Raw genomic sequence first — 21097 nt, 5'->3', positions numbered from 1 at the left:
GGTTTTTTGTTGAAGGAGACATCTGAATGAATCTGACAGCGCTCAAATATGTGGTTTCCTTGGCCAGAGAAAAGCACTTCGGCCGAGCAGCACGCGCGTGCGGCGTGGCCCAGCCCACCTTGTCGGTGGCGGTCAGAAACCTTGAAGAAGAACTGGGCGTGCAGTTGTTTGAGCGCAGCCCCATGGATGTCCGAGTCACCTCGGCCGGTTTGCCCATCGTGCGCCATGCGTTTTCGGTCTTGCAAGATGTCCATGCCATCGAAGAAATTGCCCGCAACAGCCAGAACCCGAACGTGGGCGTCTTGCGCCTGGGTGTGGTGCACAACCTCAACCCCGGTTGGATGCCCCAGTGGATGCAACGCATCCGTTCGCTGGCCCCTCAGATACCGGTGCTGATGCACCATGACTTGTGCGCCAAATTGCTGGACCAATTGCGCGATGGCGTGATCGATTGCGCCGTGATGGACATCCCCGTCACCGACCTTGAACTCAAGACCGCCCCGATTTTTGAAGAGCCCGTTTTTGTGGCTGTAGGGCCGCGCCACCCTTGGGCCCAATTGCAGGAAATTGACATCGCGGCTTTGCAGCATGAAACCCTCTTGCTGCCCAGCATGGGCGACTGCCTGCTCGAAGCCTTGATCCAGACCAGCCCGGAGCTGGCCCGTTTGAAAACCAGCGCCAGCGGCATGGCCCAGGAGATCAAGGGGGCATCGCTGGAGTCGATCGCGCACATGGTGGTGGCGGGCATGGGCGTGTCGCTGTTGCCGCGCATGCCCACCTCGGCCAGCGACGCAGATGACCTGCACTATCTGACATTGAGCGGCATGGATTTGATGCGGCAAGTGGTGCTCGTTTGGCGTCCCAATTTCAGCCGCGAACCTTCGCTCATGGCGATATTGGACGTCTTGCGTGGAACGCATTGACAGGTCCTTTTAGACCTTGCTAAAGCTTTGCTAGGTTTGCCGCATCTTGTAATGCGCATCTTCTGCACTCAGGGACAAGGCGGCCTGTAGCATTCGCATCGATTTGATTTCGCCGTGGGGTTGGTCAAGATAGCCTCCTTGAATTCGACAGTTGCACCTGCAAATTCGGACAACACCAAATTACCTGGCGTTTGATCCACCGTGTTTGCCGACACATACGCTTTAGAAACAAGGTTTCTGAGGATGGCAGGGAAATGTGTTCATGTCTATTGCGTGTTTCCCTGCAGACCTCCAGTCAAGCCGTGTGTAAGTGGAGTGTGCGTGTTGGGAAAGCGAATTCAATGCCTTCTTGCTCAAAGATTCGCACAAGAGACAAATTGATGGCTTGCTGCACATCCATGTACAGGTCGTAATCGCTGCTGAGCACAAAATAGACGACCTCAAAATCGAGCGAGGACTCGCCAAAAGATATGAAGTGCGCACGTCCAAAATTCACTTGGGGCTGACTTTTGATAATCGCTTCGACCATGGTCGGAATGTGTGTCAACTGATCGGCCGAGGTTGAATAAGTCACGCCAAAATTGAAGGTGCAACGACGCTGACTCATGCGCTTGAAGTTGCGAACGCGGCTTTGCAGCAAGTCGTTGTTGGCAAAAACGATTTGCTCGCCTGCAAGGCTTCGAAGCCGCGTGGTCTTGAGCCCCACATGCTCCACGGTGCCCATCATGTCGTCGACCATCACGAAGTCGCCAATCACAAAGGGCTTGTCGATGGCAATGGACAAGGAGGCAAACAAATCGCCCAAGATGTTTTGCACCGCCAAAGCCACAGCCACACCGCCTATGCCCAAACTGGCCACCAGAGCCGTGATGTTCATGCCCAAGTTGTCCAGAGCCATCAGAATCACAACGACCCACAGCAGCAGCTTGCCCAAAAATGACAGCAACCCGAGTGTCATGAGGCTGCCGCCTTCGTTGGCAGGGTCGGCTTGTGCAAAACGCAACTTCAGCCCAGCTTCAAGGGCTTTGTGTGCCCACAAGCCAGCTTGAAAAATCAGCAAGACCAGCATCACATTGACGGCGGCTTTCTCTATTCCATCAGACAGTTGCAAGACTTGCAACGCCGCCAAAATGCCCAATCCCGTGACCAAAAGCGAGTTGTTGGCCTTGAGCACGACGAGCAAAAAGTCATCGCCTTGCCATGAGGTGCGTTCTGCCAAACTTTGCAATTGTTTCAGGCCCAGCCTGAACAAGAGTTTGACGCCCAAAACCACAGACACAAAAAAAATCAGTGCTGTCAGCCAAGAAGAAATGGGGTGGTCAAGAATGATTTGATTCCACATGGGTCGGTTGTTTTGAGGTCCAAAAAATTAAAAAAATCACATGCGCCCAAGGCCCATCGCGGAGCTTGTACAGGGCTTGGGAGCAAGGCTGAATGTTTCGTGATTTCATCTTAAAGCATTTGTACAAATGTAATTTCAGGCCAAGCCCATTGGCTTTTGGTAAAAAGGCCAAGGTGTTGTTTGGGGCAGCTAGAAAACAGCGCTCGATGGTGAAAGCAGGCGGGAGCTGCCAGCCTGCGCTTTCATACAATAGGTGCCATGACACCCTTGACCTACACCCGCGCCCAAGCCCTGCCCGAGATCCTGCAAAACCGCATCGCCATCCTCGACGGGGCGATGGGCACCATGATCCAGCGCTTCAAACTGTCCGAGGCCGACTACCGGGGTGAGCGCTTCAAGGACTTTCCCAAAGACGTCAAGGGCAACAACGAGTTGCTGAGCCTGACCCGCCCCGACGTGATCCGCGACATCCACGAAGGCTATTTGGCCGCCGGGGCCGACCTGATCGAGACCAACACCTTTGGTGCCACGACCATCGCCCAGGCCGATTACGACATGCAGCACCTGGCCCGCGAGATGAACCTGCAGTCGGCCAAATTGGCCCGCGCTGCCTGCGACAAGTTCTCCACGCCCGACAAGCCCCGCTTTGTGGTCGGCGCCTTGGGCCCCACACCCAAGACCGCCAGCATCAGCCCCGATGTGAACGACGCGGGCGCGCGCAACGTGAACTTTGAAGAGCTGCGCGCGGCCTATTACGAGCAGGTGGAAGCCCTGGTCGAAGGCGGCTCGGATGTGTTGCTGGTCGAAACCATTTTCGACACCCTCAACGCCAAGGCCGCACTGTTCGCCATCGAAGAATTCTTTGAAACCAGCGGCGAGCGTCTGCCCCTCATCATCAGCGGCACCGTGACCGACGCCTCGGGCCGCATTTTGAGCGGCCAGACCGTGACCGCTTTCTGGCACAGCGTGCGCCACGCCCAGCCCCTGGCCATTGGCCTGAACTGCGCTTTGGGCGCGACGCTCATGCGCCCCTACATTCAAGAATTGAACAAGGTGGCGGGTGACACCTTCATCAGCTGCTACCCGAACGCCGGCCTGCCCAACCCCATGAGCGACACCGGCTTTGACGAAACGCCCGAAGTCACCAGCCGTTTGTTGCACGAATTTGCGGCCGAAGGCCTGGTCAACATCGTGGGCGGCTGCTGCGGCACCACGCCCGAGCACATTGGCGCCATCGGCCGCGCCGTGGCGCCACTGGCGCCGCGCGGTGTGCACGGCGGCTTCTTTTACAAAGAAGCGGCCTGATCAGTCTTCCAGCAGCAAGCCTTGTAACTCGGCCAACTCTTGCGGGCTCAAGCCAATGGCCCCATGCAGGTAGTCGCGCATGCCGCCATGCTGTGCATCCACGGCCTCAAAGGCGGCATGCAAAAACTCGGGTTGTACTTGCCACAGCACCTTCATCACGTGCGGGTGCCCCTGGCCCTCTAGGCGGGCATCGCGTTTGTAGAGTTGGTTGGTGAGCAGGTAGTCGCGCTCGATGGTGGCGCGGTCCACATCCAGCGCCGACAGCAGCAGCGCTGCGGCAAAACCCGTGCGGTCCTTGCCAGCGGTGCAGTGAAACACCTGCGGTGTGGGCTGCTCCAGCAGGTGCTTCAAAAACCTGCCAAAGGTGGCGGCGTTGTGGTTCACAAAATCGCGGTAGGTCTCGCGCATCAGGTCCACAGTTTCCTCGGTGGTGGGCACCACGCCTTGGGCCACCAGGGCTTGCATGCGGGCGATCACCGTGGGCTCGATGGTGAGCGCCACGCGTTGCACACCCGGTATGGCGTAGGGCGTCGCTGTGTACTCGGCTGCCCCGCGAAAGTCCAGGCTGTGCGCTATGCCCAGCGCTTGCAGGCGCACCAGGTCTTCGTGCGTCAATCCCGCCAGATGGTCTGAGCGGAACACCTGGCCGCGCCGCACGCGGCGGCCGTCGGCGTTGCTGTAGCCGCCGACATCGCGAAAGTTCGAAGCGCCTTGCAGCAGCGCTATGGGTACAGGGGTCATGGCCATCCAATCAGCATTCAGAACATCATCTCTGCCCCCCATTGTCGCGTCCAGGCCGTTCACGGGGCGGTGCCTCAGGCGACAAAGTCCCGTCACCGCAAGGTGAAGCGTCCGCGCGCATGGCACAAGGCTTGCATGTGCCATGCGCATGAACTTAGCGTACACACCCTCACAAGCGGCGATCAACGGCGTCATGGGCGTTACCGAAGCCTGGCGTGACCCCTTGGGCTTGATGCTGGCATCCACCGGCGAGGGGGTTTTTGGTGTGGATTTGGACGGCCTGTGCGTCTTCATCAACCCGGCCGGGGCCCGCATGATCGGCCTGGAGCCGGAGCAGGTGCTGGGCCAGAACATGCATGTGCTGACGCACCATTCACACGGCGACGGATCGCACTACCCCTTAGACGACTGCCCGATCTACAACGCGTTTCGTCAAGGTCAGCCTTGCCGCATCGACAGCGAGGTGTTCTGGCGCGCAGAAGGCAGCAGTTTCCCGGTGGAATATTCGAGCTACCCGGTGTTTGATCAAGGCCAGGTGCGCGGTGCGGTGGTCACCTTTGTGGACATCACCGAGCGCAAGCAGGCCCAAGACGCTTTGCACTGGGCCAAGAACGAGCTGGAGCAACGCGTGGCCGAGCGCACCCAAGCGCTGGAAACCGCTTTGCAGCAACTGCGCGAGTTGGCCGCGTGGTCCGAGGCGGTGCGTGAAGAAGAGCGCACCCGCATCGCCCGCGAGGTGCACGACGAGTTGGGCAGCTTGTTGGTGGCGCTCAAGATGGATGTGGGCTGGCTGGACAAGCGCTTGTCTGAGCAGGAGCAGCGCGCCGCGCAAGAGACGCAAAGCCAGCACGACGACATGCGCGGAAAAATGCGAGAGAAGTGCCAGAACATGGGCCGCTTGATCGAGAACGCGGTGGTCAATGTGGGCCGCATCATCACCGACCTGCGCCCCAGCATCCTGGACCACCAAGGCTTGTGGGACGCCCTGGCGTGGCAGGCGCAGGAGTTTGTGCAGTCGGCCGAGCAAGAACTCAAGTGGTGCATGGACGTGAATGTGCAACGTGTCTTGCCCGAACCGATGGCCATGGCGGTGTTCCGCATCTTTCAGGAGATGCTCAGCAATGTGGGGCGTCACGCCCGCGCCCGCACGGTGGACGTGGACATTGTGGAGCGCCAGGGCTGGTTGCACCTGTCGGTAGAAGATGACGGATGTGGTGCCGAAGCGCGGGTTTTCGAGTCGGCGCAGGCCTACGGCATCATGGGCATGCGCGAGCGGGCGCGGCATTATGGGGGCGTGATTGACGTGGACAGCCAACCCGGCCGGGGCACCCGCATGCGCCTGTCCATGCCCATGCCCAATGGAGAGGCCGCGCCATGAATGCCACCGTGCGTGTGCTGCTGGGCGACGACCACAAGATCGTGCGCGAAGGCCTGAAGATGGTGTTGGCCGACGATCCGGGCCTGCAGGTGGTGGCCGAAGCCGACACCGGCCCCGGCGTGCTGGACGCGGTGCAAGCCTTGCAGGGCCCGCAAGGGCTGGACGTGGTGCTGCTCGACATCGCCATGCCCGTCATGGACGGTTTGGATGTGTTGCAAGCGTTGCGGCGCGATTGGCCGGGGTTGCCTGTGCTCATGCTCAGCACCTACCCGGAAAAACAATACGCGGTGCGTTGTATCCAGTTGGGGGCCTCGGGCTATCTGAACAAAAGCACCCACCCGGACGACCTGATCGCGGCCTTGCGCCGTGTGGCTGCAGGCGGCATGCACGTCTCGCCCGCCACGGCAGAGGCCTTGGCCAGTCTGGTCAGTCAGGGTCGCACCAAAACCGGGATCGATAGGCTGTCGCACCGTGAGCACCAGGTCTATCTTTTGTTGACCCAAGGCCACAGCGTGAGCGAAATTGGTGCGCAACTGAGCCTGGCGCCCAACACCGTGAGCACTTACCGTGCACGCATCTTGGAAAAGACCGGCACCAAGAACGATGTGGAGCTGGCTTTGTACGCGCAGAGCCTGGGTGGGGGCCATTGAAGCGCGTGTCTCGGTGAATCGCGGTCAGAGACCGCTCCCACAGAAAAAAACACAACCCACCAGCACGCTCCCCCTGTAGGAGCGGTCTCCGACCGCGAAAGCAGGTGCGCTCCCTCTGTAGGAGCGGTCTCCGACCGCGAAAGCGTTGCCAGCGGATGCTTCGCGGTCAGAGACCGCTCCTACACAACAGAGACGGCTTTTGTAGGGCCAGCCCTACACCGCATCGACAAGCGCCTTGCGAAATGCGCATGCACCTCGCCGATGGCGCGTCAGCAAGGTTTTCTGGCCCACAGCTTGCATAGACCTGTGCATCTTCAACAAAGCGAGGTTGCCATGTCTGAATTCTTTGATCCCTACAACGCCGACCGCCCCTTGATGCTCAAGTGCAGCTGCGGCCGCGACCACTCACCCGCCGACCACCACGCAGAAGTGGCCGCCGATGCCGCTGCCGCCCAACTGCGCGCCCGCTCCGAGACCGCTGAATTCGAGGCTTACAGCCAGGAGTTCATCGAGGCCACCTTGGTCAAATCACTCTTCCCGCACGACCAAGAGCGCCGCATGTTCTTGCGCGCCGTGGGCAAGAAAACCGCCATGGCCGCCATTGCCAGTGTGTTGCCTGTGGCCAGTTTGCAGGCCTTGGCGCAAAGCAAAGGTCCGCTGGAAAAAACGAACCTCAAGATCGGCTTCATCCCGATCACCTGCGCCACGCCGCTCATCATGGCTGAGCCCTTGGGCTTCTACCAAAAGCAAGGCTTGAATGTGTCGGTGACCAAGACCGCTGGCTGGGCCTTGATTCGCGACAAGATGATCAACAAGGAATACGACGCGACGCATTTCCTCTCGCCCATGCCCTTGGCCATCAGCATGGGGCTGGGCGCGAACGCCACGCCCATGAACGTGGCCACCATCCAAAACATCAACGGCCAGGCCATCACGCTGGCTATGAAGCACAAGAACAACCGCGACCCGAAGAACTGGAAGGGTTTCAAGTTTGCCGTGCCGTTCGATTACTCGATGCACAACTTCTTGCTGCGCTACTACCTGGCCGAAAACGGCATCAACCCCGACACCGATGTGCAAATCCGCGTGGTGCCACCGCCAGAGATGGTGGCCAACCTGCGCTCGGGCAACATCGATGGCTTCCTTGGACCTGATCCTTTTAACCAGCGTGCGGTCTACGACGAAGTCGGCTTCATCCATGTGCTGACCAAAGACCTGTGGGACGGTCATCCTTGCTGCGCCTTTGGCACCAGCACCGAATTCATCCAGAAGAACCCCAACACCTTTGCCGCGCTTTACCGCGCTGTGCTCACCGCAGCGGCCATGGCCAGCAAGTCTGAGAACCGCGAGTTGATCTCCAAAGTCATTGCGCCTGCGCAATACCTGAACCAACCCGAGGCGGTGATCAACCAAGTGCTCACGGGCAAATTTGCCGACGGCTTGGGCAAGGTGCAAAACGTGCCCGACCGCGCTGGCTTTGACCCCATGCCATGGCAAAGCATGGCCGTGTGGATGCTCACACAAATGAAGCGCTGGGGTTATGTGAAGGGTGATGTGAACTACAAGCAAATCGCCGAGAAGGTGTTCCTCATCACCGATGCACGCAAACACATGAAAGAGCTGGGCCACGACTTTGCCGCCACCACGCCTTACCCCAAGCACAAGATCATGGGCAAAGAGTTTGACCCGGCCAAGCCCGAGGCCTACCTCAAGAGCTTTGCGATCAACAAGATGGGCTGACGCAGCATGAAAACCTTGCACCTCAACACCCGGGCCGCATTGGTCTCGCTGCTCATGTTCCTGGTCTTTCTGGGGGCGTGGCAGTTGTCGGCTACCGCGCCATCGGTGGCGGGCGCGTCCAAAGCGGGCATGACGGCCGAGGAGATCGAGTACCAGAAGTTGATGGGCAAGGACCCCGGTGCCGTCAAAAGCACGGGCTTCCCGCCACCCCTGGAAGTGGGCAAAGCCATGCTGGGGCACCTGGCCGACCCGTTCTACGACAAAGGCCCCAACGACAAAGGCATCGGCATCCAGCTGGGGCATTCACTGGGGCGTGTGGCGCTGGGCTTTGTCTTGGCGGTGTTGGTGGCCTTGCCCTTGGGCTTCATGATCGGCATGTCGCCGCTCATGCGCAAAGCGTTTGACCCTTTCATTCAGGTGCTCAAACCCATCAGCCCGCTGGCCTGGATGCCGCTGGCGCTCTACACACTGAAAGACTCAGAAGTCAGCGGCATCTTCGTCATCTTCATCTGCTCGGTCTGGCCCATGCTCATCAACACCGCCTTTGGTGTGGCTGCGGTCAAGCGCGATTGGCTCAACGTGGCCAGCACGCTCGAAGTCACGCCGCTGCGCAAAGCCTTTTTGGTCATCTTGCCCGCCGCAGCGCCCACCATCGTGACCGGCATGCGCATCAGCATGAGCATCGCGTGGCTGGTGATCGTGGCCGCCGAGATGCTGGTGGGCGGCACGGGTGTGGGCTACTTCGTGTGGAACGAGTGGAACAACCTGTCGCTGGTGAATGTGATCTTTGCGGTGCTGGTGATTGGCGTGGTCGGCATGTTGCTGGACCTGGCGTTTGCCCAAGTGCAAAAGGCGGTGACTTATGTGGAGTGACACCAGCGACCGCGAGTTGATCGCGCCTTTGCCCACGGAAATTTTTGCCCCGCAACCCAAGGCCCAAGCCATGAACGCTTTCCTCAAAATCGAAAAACTGGGCAAGGCCTACCAAAGTGACAAGCCAGTGTTTTCGGACGTGTCCTTCAACATCGACAAGGGCGAGTTCGTTTGCATCATCGGCCACTCGGGCTGCGGCAAGACCACCATCTTGAACGTGCTCGCGGGCCTGGATACGGCCACCGAAGGCCATGCCTTCATGGACGGCCGCGAGATCGCGGGCCCGAGCCTCGAGCGCGGTGTGGTGTTCCAAAGCCATGCGCTCATGCCCTGGCTCACGGTGCGGCAAAACATCGCGTTTGCCGTTCGGTCCAAGTGGCCTGAATGGAAGGCTGCGCAGGTCAACCTGCATGTGGAAAAGCACGTCGGCATGGTCGGCTTGCTGCACGCCATCGACAAGAAACCCAGCCAACTCTCAGGCGGCATGAAGCAGCGCGTGGGCATTGCCCGAGCCTTCGCCATCCAACCCAAGATGCTGCTGCTCGACGAGCCCTTTGGCGCGCTCGACGCCCTCACGCGCGGCACGATTCAGGACGAACTGATGACCATCGTGCGCCAGACGCAGCAAACGGTGTTCATGATCACGCACGATGTGGACGAAGCGATTTTGCTGTCGGACCGCATCTTGCTCATGAGCAACGGCAACGAGTCGGGCGGCAGCTATGTGCCCGGCGGTTTGGCCGAAGTGGTGGTCAACCCGCTGCCGCGTGAACGCACTCGCGCCCAGCTGCACCACCTGGTTGGCTACTACGACATGCGCAACCACATCGTCGACTTTTTGGTGTCCCGCGCTAAAGCCCATTGATTCTTTCTTTTTTCCAAATTTATCTTCAACTCCCCTCAAGAGGTCTTTCATGAACCGTTTAGAAGTCACCGAAAAAATCATCTCCACCAAAGTGGCCAAAGGCATCAAGTGGAGCGACGTGGCCGAGAAAGTCGGCCTGTCTAAGGAATGGGTCACCGCCGGGTGTCTGGGCCAAATGACCTTTGACGCCAAGCAAGCCAAGATCATCGGCAAGATCTTTGGCCTGAGCGCCGACGAGATCAAGTGGCTGCAAGTCGTGCCCTACAAAGGCTCGCTGCCCAGCCAGGTGCCCACCGACCCGCTGATCTACCGCTGGTTCGAAATCGTGAGTGTCTACGGCACCACCATCAAAGAGCTGATCCACGAAGAGTTTGGCGACGGCATCATGAGCGCGATTGACTTCAGCATGGACATCGTGCGCCAACCCGACCCCAAGGGCGACCGCGTGAATGTGGTGCTGTCGGGCAAGTTCCTGCCGTACAAGCAGTACTGATCGACCTTGGGCGGCGCTTGGGGCTGAGCACGGCCTCTAAAGTCGCCCATGTGTCTTGATGCTGCCGCATCGGTGTTGGATGCAAGGGCTTCGCAGGCTAAGCTTGAATGGCTTATCGGGAGCCTATTCAAGATGATCAACAAGTTCGTTTCATCCGTCGCAGAAGCGCTGGCGGGCACGGCCGATGGGGCCACCGTCATGATTGGTGGTTTTGGCACGGCAGGCATTCCCGACGAATTGATCGAGGGTCTGTTGGCACAAGGCGCACGCGACCTGACCCTGGTCAACAACAACGCAGGCAATGCCGAGCACGGCCTGGCGGCTTTGCTCAAGGCGGGTCGGGTGCGCAAGGTCATTTGCAGCTTTCCCCGTCAGACCGACTCGCATGTGTTTGATGGCTTGTACCGCTCGGGCCAGGTCGAGCTGGAGTTGGTGCCGCAAGGCAATTTGGCCGAGCGCATCCGTGCCGCAGGCGCGGGCATTGGCGGTTTTTTCACGCCCACGGGCTTCGGGACCGAGCTGGCCAAACACGCCGATGGTACGCCCAAAGAAACCCGCGAAATCGATGGCCGCATGTACGTGTACGAAACGCCCATCCACGCTGACTTGGCCCTGATCAAGGCCGAGCGCGGTGACCGTTGGGGCAACCTGACCTACCGCAAGGCGGCGCGCAATTTCGGCCCCATCATGGCCATGGCGGCGCGCAAAACAGTGGCCACGGTGCACGAGCAAGTGGCTTTGGGCGAGCTGGACCCCGAGACCGTGGTCACGCCCGGTATTTTTGTGCAGGCGGTGGTCAAGATCGACCGTGTGGCCACGCAGGCCGGAGGCATCAAGGCATGAGCTACACAAAGCGCAGCAAAGACGAATTGGCCGCCCGCGTGGCGCAAGACATTCCCGAAGGGGCTACGGTGAATCTGGGCATCGGCCAACCGACGCTGGTGGCCAACCACATCCCGGCCAGCCGCGAGGTGCTGTTGCACAGCGAAAACGGCATCTTGGGCATGGGACCGGCACCCGCCAAAGGGCAGGAAGACTACGACCTGATCAACGCGGGCAAACAGCCCGTGACCCTGCTGCCCGGGGGCGCATTTTTTCACCATGCCGACAGCTTCGCCATGATGCGCGGCGGGCACCTCGACATTTGCGTGCTCGGGGCCTTTCAGGTCAGCGCCACGGGCGACTTGGCCAACTGGCACACGGGTGAGCCCGGGGCCATTCCGGCGGTGGGTGGCGCCATGGACTTGGCCGTGGGCGCCAAACAAACTTGGGTGATGATGGACCTGCTGACCAAGCAAGGCCAAAGCAAACTGGTGCAACACTGCAGTTATCCCCTGACGGGGATTGGTTGTGTCAAACGCGTCTACACCGACCTGGCCACGCTCGCTTGCACGCCACAAGGCTTGGTCGTCATGGACATGGTCGATGGCCTGGAACTGGCAGAGTTGTCGGCGCTGATCGGGTTGCCCCTTAAAGCAGCTTGATCAACAGGCTTATTGGGGAAAGGGCGCAATGCCCGGCGCGGCATTGTCCGGCAAGCTGCGGCGCGTGGTGTTCATCACCATGGCCAGCAAGCTGTAGTAGCCGCAGTGCGCCGTCATGTCGATGACCCCCTGGTCGCCAAACATCTGTTGTGCAGCCGCCCACGTCACATCACTCACCGATTGGTTGTGCAGCAGCTCTTGCAAGAAGTCGTACACCACGGTTTCTTGCGCCGTCATGTTCGGCGGGCGGCGGCCTTCGGCAAGTGCGTTGCAGGTTTCTTCGCTCACGCCCGCTTTCATGGCAATCGGTTTGTGGATGTGCCATTCCACCGGTTGCGACCAGTGGCGTGCCACCACCAGCACGGCAAATTCCGAATTGTGCAAACCCACGGTGTTGTCGTAGCGCAGGTATTCGCCCACTTTTTGCAAGCGGCGCATCAGCTCGGGGCTGCGCATCAAAGGGACAAACGGACCCGAGAGTTTGCCGCGGGGCCCGCTGACGAGTTCGTCCACCGCCGCACGCTGCGCGTCGGTCATTTGCTCACGCGGGATTTCGGGCAGGCGGTCGGTTTTGGGGGCGGTCATGGCGTGTCTGTGTGCAAGAGGGTGAAGGTTGAACACCCAATTTAGCACCGCACCCCAGAGAGATCAGTCGTGTGCGGGATAGCCGGGAGGGGCCACGGCCGCACCTTGAATGGCATGCCGCACAAAGGCATCGGCCACCCAGCCTGAGCGTTTGGCTTCTTCCACAAAGGCGTTCAGGTGTTCGCGAGCCTGCGCGCCACGCTGGGCGGGTATGCCCATGGCTTGGTGGATGACCATGAAGCGGCCGGGCAGCAGTCGCACGCCGGGCAGGCGTTGGGCATCGGCCTGCAACTGCTGCTTGACGCCTGCGGCCACTTCGAGCTGCTGGGCCATGAACACATCGACCACGGCGGGCGAGCTGGGTGCGCGCACGATGGGGGCGTTTTTCAGGTGGCGGGTCAAAAACAAATCGTAGGCACTGCCCGCACCCACCACCACGCGGTGGCTGGCCTGGTCCACCTCATCGTTGCTTTGCAGTGGCGAGTCGCTGCGCACCATGTAAGCCCCTTCAATTTGCACATAGGGCGGTGAAAAAAGCAGGCCTTCGCCGCGCACTGGGTCGATGGCAAAAAAGCCGATGTCGGCCTCGTCGGCGCGCACGCACTTCACCGATTCGTCGGCTTTTTTGAAGATGCGCCATTCAATGCCGACACCCAACTGTGCGGCCAACAGGCGTGACAAATCAGCGGAGATGCCCGCGGGCTCACCCGACGCATCGAGCCCGGCGAGCACCGGGTTGCCCAGATTGATGGCCACGCGCAGCGGACCGTGTGGCGCGATGAGGGAAGCGAGAGAAGAGGAGGTGGTCATGGCGGCTTGAGGGCGTTGTGCTGGTCGCGCGAATTTTAGAAAAGCAGAACCTGCGCATGGCTTACACCTGCAAGTGCAGAGGCTCAACAGCCCATGAAATGCCCATGAAACAGCCCATTAGAATGCAGCGATGCGCAATTTTTCGTCCCAGCTGAGCTTTCTTCGGGTTGACTTCCCGGGCCTGGCCATGCCACGCGGACATTTTCATTCGGTAGCGCCGCCTTGACCGGCATCGGGCATGGGCCCGGTTTCGTTTTTCTTCTTCCTGTTTGCCACCCTGCGCAGCGCCTTGGGCCTGCCCGTGCAAACCTCGACCCATTTTGAACCACGCCCCGGGCTGATCAGCCACAGGGCCTCATCGGCATGACACTCCAATCTCTTCGCCAAATTTGGCTTTTTAATACCCGCAACGACGTGCTCGCTGGCCTGGTGGTCGCGTTGGCGCTCATCCCCGAGGCGATTGCGTTTTCCATCATCGCGGGCGTGGACCCTAAGGTCGGGCTTTACGCCTCGTTTTCAATCGCCACCATCATTGCGTTTGCGGGCGGACGCCCCGGCATGATCTCGGCTGCCACGGGCGCCATGGCGCTGGTGATCGCGTCGCTGGTCAAAGACCACGGCTTGCAATACCTGTTGGCCGCCACCGTGCTCACGGGCGTGTTGCAAGTGATCGCGGGCTGGCTGCACCTGGGGCAGTTGATGCGCTTTGTGTCGCGCTCGGTGGTCACGGGTTTTGTGAACGCGCTGGCGATTTTGATTTTCATGGCGCAGTTGCCCGAGCTCAACCCCAGCACCGTGGGCGTGACCTGGCATGTCTACGCCATGACCGCCGCGGGGTTGGCCATCATCTACGGCCTGCCCTACCTCACCAAAGCCGTGCCCTCGCCGCTGGTGACCATCGTGCTGCTGACCGCTTTCTCGATCGGGATGGGCCTGGACATCCGTACCGTGGGTGACATGGGCGAGTTGCCCAGCAGCTTGCCGGTGTTCTTGTTGCCCGATGTGCCGCTGAACTGGGACACGTTCATGATCATCCTGCCCTACTCGGCCACGCTCATGGTGGTGGGTTTGCTGGAGTCGCTCATGACCGCGACCATCGTCGACGACATGACCGACACCAAGAGCGACAAAAGCCGCGAGTGTGTGGGCCAAGGCGTGGCCAACATCGCCACCGGCTTCATTGGCGGCATGGCCGGTTGCGCCATGATCGGCCAGTCGGTGATCAACGTGAAATCCGGCGGGCGCGGCCGTTTGTCCACGCTCGTGGCCGGTGTGGTGCTGCTGATCTTGGTGGTGTTTTTGGGCGAGTGGGTGAGTCAGATTCCCATGGCCGCCTTGGTGGCGGTGATGATCATGGTGTCGATCGGCACCTTCAACTGGGGCTCGTTCAAGAACCTGCGCGAACACCCCAAGAGTTCGAGCGTGGTCATGCTGGCCACGGTGGTGGTGACGGTGTTCACCCACGACTTGGCGCAAGGCGTGCTGACGGGTGTGTTGTTGTCGGGCTTTTTCTTCGCGCACAAGATTGGCCAGATTTTGCTGGTGCACTCGACCAGCACCCCCGACACCCACACCTACGAGGTGGTGGGACAGGTGTTTTTTGCCAGTGCCGATCGCTTCATCGACGCGTTCGACTTTGACGAGGTGGTGCCGCGTGTGGTGATCGACGTGAGCCGCGCCCACTTCTGGGACATCACCGCTGTGAGCGCTTTGGACAAGGTGGTGTTCAAGTTCCGCCGTGAAGGCGCCGAGGTCGAGGTGCGTGGCCTGAATGAAGCCAGCGCCACGCTGGTCGACAAGTTTGCGGTGCACGACAAAGACGGCAAGGACCTCATCATCGGCCACTGAAGGGGGTTGGGCTTGGGCCCTCAGTGAAGGCCCAAGACCTTCAGCACTTCGCCCAAGTCGCGTCCCGTGTGCTGAGGTGCCGGCCCAATGGCCTCGGGCGGCAGGCCTTGGCGGTTGATCCACAGCGTGGTGAATCCAAACCAGGTCGCCCCCAGCGCGTCCCAGGCGTTGCTCGACACAAACAACACATCAGCGGGTGCAAAGCCCAAGTGGTCCTGCACCAGTTGGTAACTGGTGGGCGTGGTCTTGAACTGGCGCACGCTGTCCACCGACAGCACCGCATCGAGCCACTCGCTCATACCCGCACTGTGCACGGCCGATTGCAGCATCTCGGGGCTGCCGTTCGACAAAATCGCCGTGGCCACGCCGCGCTGGCGCAGTGCTTGCAGCACGCCCAGGTTTTCCGGAAAAGCCGTCAGCTGAGCATATTGCGCCATCAGTGCATCTTCATTCGCGCTGGTGTGCACCAAGCCCAAACGCGCCAGCGCATAACGCAGCGACGCGCGCGTAATGTCCCAAAACGATTGGTAATGCTGGCTGCCCTTGGGGTCGGGGTCACTCAACGAGATCAGGCGCGTGTACTCGATCTGCTTGTCGCGCCACAGCACCGACAGGGCCGCGCCCTGACCGGGGTAAAGTTTTTCGGCCAAAGCGCCGATCGAATACACATCGAACAGCGTGCCGTAGGCGTCGAAGACGACGGCGCGAATGGGGGTTGTGGGTGATGCCATGTTCAAACCAGGTGCCCGGTTTTCACCAGGATCAAACAGCCTTCGCGGCTGAAGGGTTGGTGCTGGCTCATGTGCGGGCTGCGCAGCCAGCTGCCAGCGGGGTAGTCGCCGTGCTCGTCTGAGAAAACGCCTTCGACCACCAAGATCTCTTCGCCGCCCCAATGCCGGTGCGGGTTGAAAAACGTCTGCTGGGCCCAGCGCACCAGGGCGGTGTTTTGCGTCTCGAAGGTGTTCAGCGGCAAGACCTCCAAGCCTTCCACCATGCCTTGCCGCCATTCGCTGTTTCGGGTGTCGATGACCACGCGCTCGTCGTCGCGCGGGTCCAGGTGGCGCAGCTTCACAAACAGCGTGCAGCCCTCAGGAGAGGACGGCGCGTGTGAGCTGCCCACCGGGTTCTTGATGTAGGTGCCGGGGCCGTAAATACCGTGCTCGTCGTGCAGTGTGCCTTCGAGCACCAAAATTTCTTCGCCGCCGCCGTGGGTGTGATTGGCAAAGGCCGAGCCCGGCGCATAACGCACGATGGACGTGGCGCGCGCCACTTCGCCGCCGTCGCGCTCGAGCATGCGGCGCGACACGCCCGAGGCGGGGGAGTCCACCCAATCGAGCGAGGGGCTGTGGATGATGCAGCGCTGGGTCCGGTCGGCGTTGAGGGTGATGTGTTCGGTGCTCATGACATAACAGGCCTTGAAGGCGTTCAGGTTTTCAGCAGCACCGGCTCGATGGCCTCGCTTTGCGCGGTGATGCGGCCGATGATGGCGGTGTGTACATAACCAGCCGCCTTGAGCGCTTGCACACAAGCGGCTGCTTGGGCGGCGGGCACGCTGGCCAGCAGGCCACCCGCGGTTTGTGGGTCGAACAGCAGCGGGTAGCGCGGGTCGTCCACGAACTCGTCGGCATTGCGCAGGGCGCGGCGCAGGCGCACATTGGCAGGCTGCAAGGAGCTGACAATGCCCGCTTGCACGCAGTCCACCGCGCCGTCGAGCAGGGGCAGGGTGCTCAGTTGCAGCTCGGCGTCCACGTCGGACGGCCTGGTCATCTCCACCAAGTGACCCAGCAGGCCAAAGCCGGTCAAGTCGGTGCAGGCCGTGGCCCCGTGGCTGCGCAAAATCTGTGCGCCCGATTGGTTGGACAGCACCATCGACTGCAGCGCTGCATCGATCCAGCGGCCCTTGGCGGCGTAGCGGGCATGCGCGGCAAACAGGGTGCCGGTGCCAATCGGCTTGGTCAGCACCAGCACATCACCCGGCTGCATGCCGCCCTTGCGCATCACGCTGTCCATCTTCTCGTCGATGAGGCCGTTGATGGCAAAGCCCAGGGCCAGCTCGGCACCTTCGCCCGTATGCCCGCCCACCAGGGCGCAACCTGCGGCGTTCAGCACCTCGATGGCGCCGCCCATCATTTGGGTCAGCAGGTCTTCGACCTTGCTCTCCAGGCCCGGCGGCACGGTGACCACGGCGGTGGCGGTTTGGGGCTCGCCGCCCATGGCAAAAATGTCGCCCAGCGCGTGGTTGGCCGCCACTTTGCCGAACACATAAGGGTCGTCGATGAAGGCCCGGAAAAAGTCCACCGTCTGCACCACGGCCATGCCGGGCGGCACGCGCACCACGGCCGCGTCGTCTGGTGAGTGCAGGCCGATCAGCACATCTGGCCGCTCAACAGGCTGCAAGCTGCCCAGGGCGCGAGACAAAATGTTAGCGCCCACTTTGGCGCCGCATCCTCCACAGCGCATGGCGATGGCCGAGATGGCTTGCAGCGACTCTTCTGACGTCAGCGCCAGCCGCGTGGTTTGGCCCTTGCCATGTGTCTGAATGTCCTTGAGCAGCTGGCCCATGGCCCGAACGGCTTCGCGCACTTGCGACTCGCCTCGGGCGGGGCTGGCGGCTGCGGGCATGGCCGGGAATTCGGTGAAGCGGCGCATGAACTCCCGGTCGATGCGGTCCTTCCAGCGCCAGACCCAGGCCCCGGCAAAGCCCAGCGGGCCGCGTGAGGCCACGGCAAAGCGGTTGCCGGTGGAAATGAGGGCCAGCCAATGGCGTTGTGGGTCATAGGCCAGCAGCTTTTGGCCTCGCAGGCTGCGGCGCAAATTTTCGGCCAAGGGCTTGGCCATGCGCACGGCAAACACACCGGCTTTTTCGAGGGGGCGTTCCACAAACGAGGCGATGTCGCCCGCAGCGAACACCAGCGGGTCGTTCAGGGTTTGCAGCTGGGGGTGCACCAGGATGAAGCCGTGCTTGTCGAGCGCCAAGCCCGTGCTTTGTAGCCACGCGGGGCCACCGGCCTGGGTGACCCACATGGTTTCGTCGGCATCGAAAGTGCGGCCGTCACGCGTGTGCAGGCAACCAGGCGAGACCTGCACCACCTCGGCGAGTGTGTGGACCTCGACGTTGCGCTCTTGCAGCACCTGGGCAAAGCGCTGTCGCACGCCCGGGTTGTGCGTAAGCAAGATGCTGTCGCCCGAGGTCAGCAGCACAAATTTCAGGTCTTCCGGGTTGCGGCCCAAGGCCTTGAGTTCGTTGCGCAAGCGGTATTGCATGGACAGCACCAGCTCCACACCGCCAGCACCCGCGCCCACCACCGCAATCGTCATGCGACCCCGGTGGACCGGCCACTGGCGGGCTTTGTCCAGCAGGGCCAGCCAGCGCTGGTTGAATTGCGCAATGGGCTTGACCGGCACGGCCAGCGATTGAGCGCCTTCCACATGGCGCACCTGTGGTGTCGAGCCGATGTTGATGGACAACAAGTCGTACGCCACTGGAGGGCGGTCTTTGCAAATGACTTTCTGGTTTTGGCGGTCGATGCTGACCACCGCATCGTGGTACAGCCGCGCCCCAGCAAAGGCGCACAGCCGGCCCAGGTCGATGTGCACTTCGTCAAAGCTGTAATGCCCCGAGATGTAGCCCGGCAGCATGCCCGAGTAGGGGGTGTCGATGTCGGTGCAGATCACGGTGATGCGCACACCCGGTTCGGGCTTCATGGCGAACATGCGCAGCACGCCCACATGGCTGTGGCCACCGCCGACCAGCACCAGGTCGCGCAGCACGGGTTGAGGGGAAGATTGCATACTCAAAGGGTCCCAAGGTCTTGCACCCAGCGGTGCAAGGCAGCACGTTCGGCCTGCGGTTCAAACAAGGGTGCGCGCAAGGCGCACTGATCCCTCAAGTGTGCCACCAGACCCGCATGGCCGCCCTGCGTTCGGCAAGCCTGCATCAACCGCGCCAACGCGGGTGCATCACCGGGCTCGAAGTAACCCGCGTAGTCCTCGCCCATCAGGCCCACATTGCCGTCGATGCGCGAGGCCAGCACGGGTGTGCCGCTGCAGACCGCCTCCATCAGCACATGCGCGCCACCCTCCATGCGGCTGCAGTGCACCAGCAGGTGCGCGCGCTGGATGCGCTTGAGGGTTTGTGCATGGGGCACAGCCCCCAGCCATCGGTAATGGGGGCACTGGGCTTGCGTGGCCTGTGCGGTCTGGCCCAAAACGGGGTCAAGTGCAGCGCCAATGTGATCGATGAACACGCTTGCGTCTGGGGGCAACAGGCGCGCTGCGCTCATCAGGGTCAGCGGGTCTTTTTCTTCGCGCAAATGGCCCACCATGACCACCCGCAAGTGGCGCAAGGTTTTGGGCAGGGTCTGGCGCGTACCCGTGGATTGAAAAATCAAACGGGCTTTGGATTGGTGTTGTGGTGGCAGACTTTTCACACCCAGGCCTTGCAAGACCACCAGCGAATGCGCCAGCGCCAGCGAGCGCAGCGCTTGCGGATCGTTGACGATGTCGCGGTACAGGTCGGTGCCGGTCAGCACCACGCCCAAGCCGCGCTGGCCGTGCTGGTTGTGCCAGTTCTGCACCGATTCGGCCGAGCGGCGCGCGTGCAGGGCGAGCATGACATCGTCACCATCAGCCTGCGCGTCAGGCCACTGGCGCACGATGCGTGCAGAATGCGCAGACAGCAACTGTTGCCAGCGGCGCGCGGTTTGCCAATTGCCGTTGTTGGCGTCGGCCAAGGCGGGACTGACAATCACCACACGAAGTTTTTGCATGGGCGGTTTATACATGAATGGCAGTACCTCGGCGCAGGCAGGGCAGACCACACCAAGCGCCTGTTCATGCGGACTTTTGGATGGGTCGTCTTCAGGCTGCCTGGGCCCTGTGCACAGCGCCGTGCGCAGGGCCAGTGCGACCGAGTTGGCCCAGGCCCTGCAACGCACCCGCGATCGCACGCTGGGGCTGATGCAGGCGTGGCAAAACGCCATGCCCGATCTGTCGGTGCCGCCCTTGCCGGGCATGAACCCGCCGCTGTGGGAATGGGGCCACATCGCCTGGTTTCAGGAGTGGTGGACGGTGCGCAACCGCCAGCGCCACCTGGGCACGCGCAGTGCCAGCTCCGGCGCAGACTTTGAAGTCTCGCTGCTGCCCGATGCCGATGCGCTCTACAACTCCAGCGAAGTCGCACACGACAGCCGCTGGGCACTGCCTTTGCCCGATCTGGCCGGAACGCGGTCATATTTGGCGCAGGTGCTGCAACGCAGCCTGGACCAGCTGCATGCCACCTTGAATGCCGGTCAGGGTGAGAGCGACGATGCGCTGTATTTTTGGCGCTTGGTGCTGCAGCACGAAGACATGCACAACGAAGCTTCGGTCTACATGGCGCAGGGCTTGGGGCTGGATGTGCCACCCGCTTTGAGTTGGCGTGAACCCGCATCTTGTGCAGCGGCTGCGCACGACGCGCCCAAGGATCGGCTGGTGTCCATCCAGGTGCCCGCGCAGGTTCATACTTTGGGCCATGCAGGGCCAGGCTTTGCTTTTGACAACGAGCGCCAGGCCCACCCGCAGGCTTTGGCCGCATTCGAGATCGATGCTGCAGCGGTGAGTTGGGCGAGGTACTTGCCTTTTGTGCAGGCCACGGGCCATGCGCTGGCGCCCCATGTGCGTTGCGTTGAGGGCGCTTGGCAAGTGCAGCGCTTTGGTCTGTGGCAGCTGCTTGACCTGCAGGCCCCGGCAGTGCATTTGAATGCGTTTGATGCACAGGCTTGGTGCGAATGGGCAGGCAGGCGCTTACCCACCGAGGCCGAATGGGAATGCGCAGCCCAACAACCCAGCTTTGAGTGGGGCCAAGTGTGGGAATGGACGGCCAGCGACTTTGCGCCCTATCCGGGCTTTGAGGTGCACCCTTACCGCGACTATTCAGCGCCTTGGTGGCACAACCACCGCGTGCTGCGTGGAGCCTGTGCAGCCACCTCGGCCAACGTGGTCGATGTGCGTTACCGCAACTTCTTTGTGCCCGAGCGGCGCGATATTTTTGCGGGGTTCCGGTCAGTGGCTTTGTAAACG

Annotated in this window: 20 protein-coding genes; 12 read left to right on the top strand and 8 right to left on the bottom strand. The window is 61.4% G+C overall.

The features are described from left to right. Positions 1 to 26 precede the first annotated feature (26 nt). Positions 27 to 923 (top strand): LysR substrate-binding domain-containing protein, encoded by an 897-nt coding sequence (locus B9Z50_RS14790; RefSeq protein WP_108365530.1) that lies wholly within the window; start codon positions 27 to 29, stop codon positions 921 to 923. Between the two features lie 295 nt (positions 924 to 1218). Here B9Z50_RS14790 and B9Z50_RS14780 read toward each other — a convergent pair whose 3' ends face one another. Then, positions 1219 to 2265, bottom strand: a complete 1047-nt coding sequence (locus B9Z50_RS14780) for a mechanosensitive ion channel family protein (protein WP_108365528.1) — start codon at positions 2263 to 2265, stop codon at positions 1219 to 1221. 258 nt (positions 2266 to 2523) lie between these two features. On the opposite strand from B9Z50_RS14780, the gene B9Z50_RS14775 reads away from it, so the two are divergent. Then, a complete protein-coding gene (locus tag B9Z50_RS14775; RefSeq protein WP_108365527.1) occupies positions 2524 to 3570 on the top strand; it encodes a homocysteine S-methyltransferase family protein in 1047 nt (348 codons plus the stop codon). On the opposite strand, the gene B9Z50_RS14770 is transcribed toward B9Z50_RS14775, so the two are convergent. Further along, on the bottom strand, positions 3571 to 4311 hold the full coding sequence (locus B9Z50_RS14770; RefSeq protein WP_370463084.1) for a tyrosine-protein phosphatase: 741 nt from the start codon (positions 4309 to 4311) through the stop codon (positions 3571 to 3573). A 142-nt stretch (positions 4312 to 4453) separates the two neighbouring features. On the opposite strand from B9Z50_RS14770, the gene B9Z50_RS14765 reads away from it, so the two are divergent. The 8 genes from B9Z50_RS14765 to B9Z50_RS14730 all read left to right on the top strand — a co-directional run bounded on the left by B9Z50_RS14765 (position 4454) and on the right by B9Z50_RS14730 (position 11794). Next, positions 4454 to 5689: a PAS domain S-box protein gene (locus tag B9Z50_RS14765; protein WP_108365525.1), complete on the top strand. Its 1236-nt coding sequence runs from the start codon at positions 4454 to 4456 to the stop codon at positions 5687 to 5689. Further along, positions 5686 to 6339 carry a response regulator transcription factor gene (locus B9Z50_RS14760; RefSeq protein WP_108365524.1) on the top strand — a complete coding sequence of 218 codons (654 nt, stop codon included), beginning with the start codon at positions 5686 to 5688 and terminating at the stop codon, positions 6337 to 6339. The genes B9Z50_RS14765 and B9Z50_RS14760 overlap by 4 nt, the downstream gene beginning before the upstream one ends. Before the next feature lie 333 nt (positions 6340 to 6672). Next, the gene (locus B9Z50_RS14755; protein ID WP_108365679.1) at positions 6673 to 8079 is read left to right on the top strand and encodes a CmpA/NrtA family ABC transporter substrate-binding protein; all 1407 of its coding nucleotides are present in this window, start codon (positions 6673 to 6675) and stop codon (positions 8077 to 8079) included. Between the two features lie 6 nt (positions 8080 to 8085). Continuing rightward, complete coding sequence (gene ntrB, locus B9Z50_RS14750; protein WP_108365523.1) at positions 8086 to 8952, top strand: nitrate ABC transporter permease; 867 nt, start codon at positions 8086 to 8088, stop codon at positions 8950 to 8952. Beyond that, positions 8942 to 9817, top strand: a complete 876-nt coding sequence (locus B9Z50_RS14745; protein WP_108365522.1) for an ABC transporter ATP-binding protein — start codon at positions 8942 to 8944, stop codon at positions 9815 to 9817. Before ntrB ends, B9Z50_RS14745 begins: the two co-directional genes overlap by 11 nt. A gap of 49 nt (positions 9818 to 9866) precedes the next feature. Further along, positions 9867 to 10310, top strand: a complete 444-nt coding sequence (gene cynS, locus B9Z50_RS14740; RefSeq protein WP_108365521.1) for a cyanase — start codon at positions 9867 to 9869, stop codon at positions 10308 to 10310. A gap of 132 nt (positions 10311 to 10442) precedes the next feature. Then, positions 10443 to 11153: a 3-oxoacid CoA-transferase subunit A gene (locus tag B9Z50_RS14735; protein ID WP_108365520.1), complete on the top strand. Its 711-nt coding sequence runs from the start codon at positions 10443 to 10445 to the stop codon at positions 11151 to 11153. Then, on the top strand, positions 11150 to 11794 hold the full coding sequence (locus tag B9Z50_RS14730; RefSeq protein WP_108365519.1) for a 3-oxoacid CoA-transferase subunit B: 645 nt from the start codon (positions 11150 to 11152) through the stop codon (positions 11792 to 11794). The genes B9Z50_RS14735 and B9Z50_RS14730 overlap by 4 nt, the downstream gene beginning before the upstream one ends. A 9-nt stretch (positions 11795 to 11803) precedes the next feature. On the opposite strand, the gene B9Z50_RS14725 is transcribed toward B9Z50_RS14730, so the two are convergent. Together B9Z50_RS14725 and B9Z50_RS14720 are read right to left on the bottom strand one after the other, a co-directional pair. Next, positions 11804 to 12379: a carboxymuconolactone decarboxylase family protein gene (locus tag B9Z50_RS14725; RefSeq protein WP_108365518.1), complete on the bottom strand. Its 576-nt coding sequence runs from the start codon at positions 12377 to 12379 to the stop codon at positions 11804 to 11806. Positions 12380 to 12442: 63 nt separating this feature from the next. Beyond that, entirely contained in the window at positions 12443 to 13189 is a 747-nt protein-coding gene (locus B9Z50_RS14720; RefSeq protein ID WP_108365517.1) for an ABC transporter substrate-binding protein, read from the bottom strand. Between the two features lie 363 nt (positions 13190 to 13552). Here B9Z50_RS14720 and B9Z50_RS14715 point away from each other — a divergent pair, with 363 nt between their 5' ends. Next, entirely contained in the window at positions 13553 to 15037 is a 1485-nt protein-coding gene (locus tag B9Z50_RS14715; RefSeq protein ID WP_108365516.1) for a SulP family inorganic anion transporter, read from the top strand. 20 nt (positions 15038 to 15057) lie between these two features. Here B9Z50_RS14715 and B9Z50_RS14710 read toward each other — a convergent pair whose 3' ends face one another. Genes B9Z50_RS14710 through senB form a run of 4 tightly spaced genes read right to left on the bottom strand, consistent with a single transcriptional unit; the run spans position 15058 to position 19806 of the window. After that, positions 15058 to 15768: a haloacid dehalogenase type II gene (locus tag B9Z50_RS14710; RefSeq protein WP_108365515.1), complete on the bottom strand. Its 711-nt coding sequence runs from the start codon at positions 15766 to 15768 to the stop codon at positions 15058 to 15060. 2 nt (positions 15769 to 15770) lie between these two features. Continuing rightward, positions 15771 to 16439, bottom strand: coding sequence for a cupin domain-containing protein (locus tag B9Z50_RS14705; RefSeq protein WP_199221762.1), 669 nt, complete (start codon positions 16437 to 16439; stop codon positions 15771 to 15773). Between the two features lie 23 nt (positions 16440 to 16462). Next, a complete protein-coding gene (gene selD, locus B9Z50_RS14700; RefSeq protein WP_108365514.1) occupies positions 16463 to 18829 on the bottom strand; it encodes a selenide, water dikinase SelD in 2367 nt (788 codons plus the stop codon). A gap of 2 nt (positions 18830 to 18831) precedes the next feature. Continuing rightward, positions 18832 to 19806, bottom strand: a complete 975-nt coding sequence (senB, locus tag B9Z50_RS14695; protein ID WP_108365513.1) for a selenoneine biosynthesis selenosugar synthase SenB — start codon at positions 19804 to 19806, stop codon at positions 18832 to 18834. Between senB and senA the strand changes: the two genes are divergently transcribed. Then, a complete protein-coding gene (gene senA, locus B9Z50_RS14690) occupies positions 19805 to 21094 on the top strand; it encodes a selenoneine synthase SenA (protein ID WP_233249894.1) in 1290 nt (429 codons plus the stop codon). The two genes, senB and senA, sit on opposite strands and share 2 nt — an antisense overlap. Positions 21095 to 21097: the final 3 nt, after the last annotated feature.

This window comes from Limnohabitans sp. Bal53, from assembly GCF_003063355.1.
Classification (GTDB): domain Bacteria; phylum Pseudomonadota; class Gammaproteobacteria; order Burkholderiales; family Burkholderiaceae_C; genus Limnohabitans_A.
The sequence above is the reverse complement of the archived record's forward strand: the minus strand, read 5'-3'. Positions and strand labels throughout refer to the sequence as shown.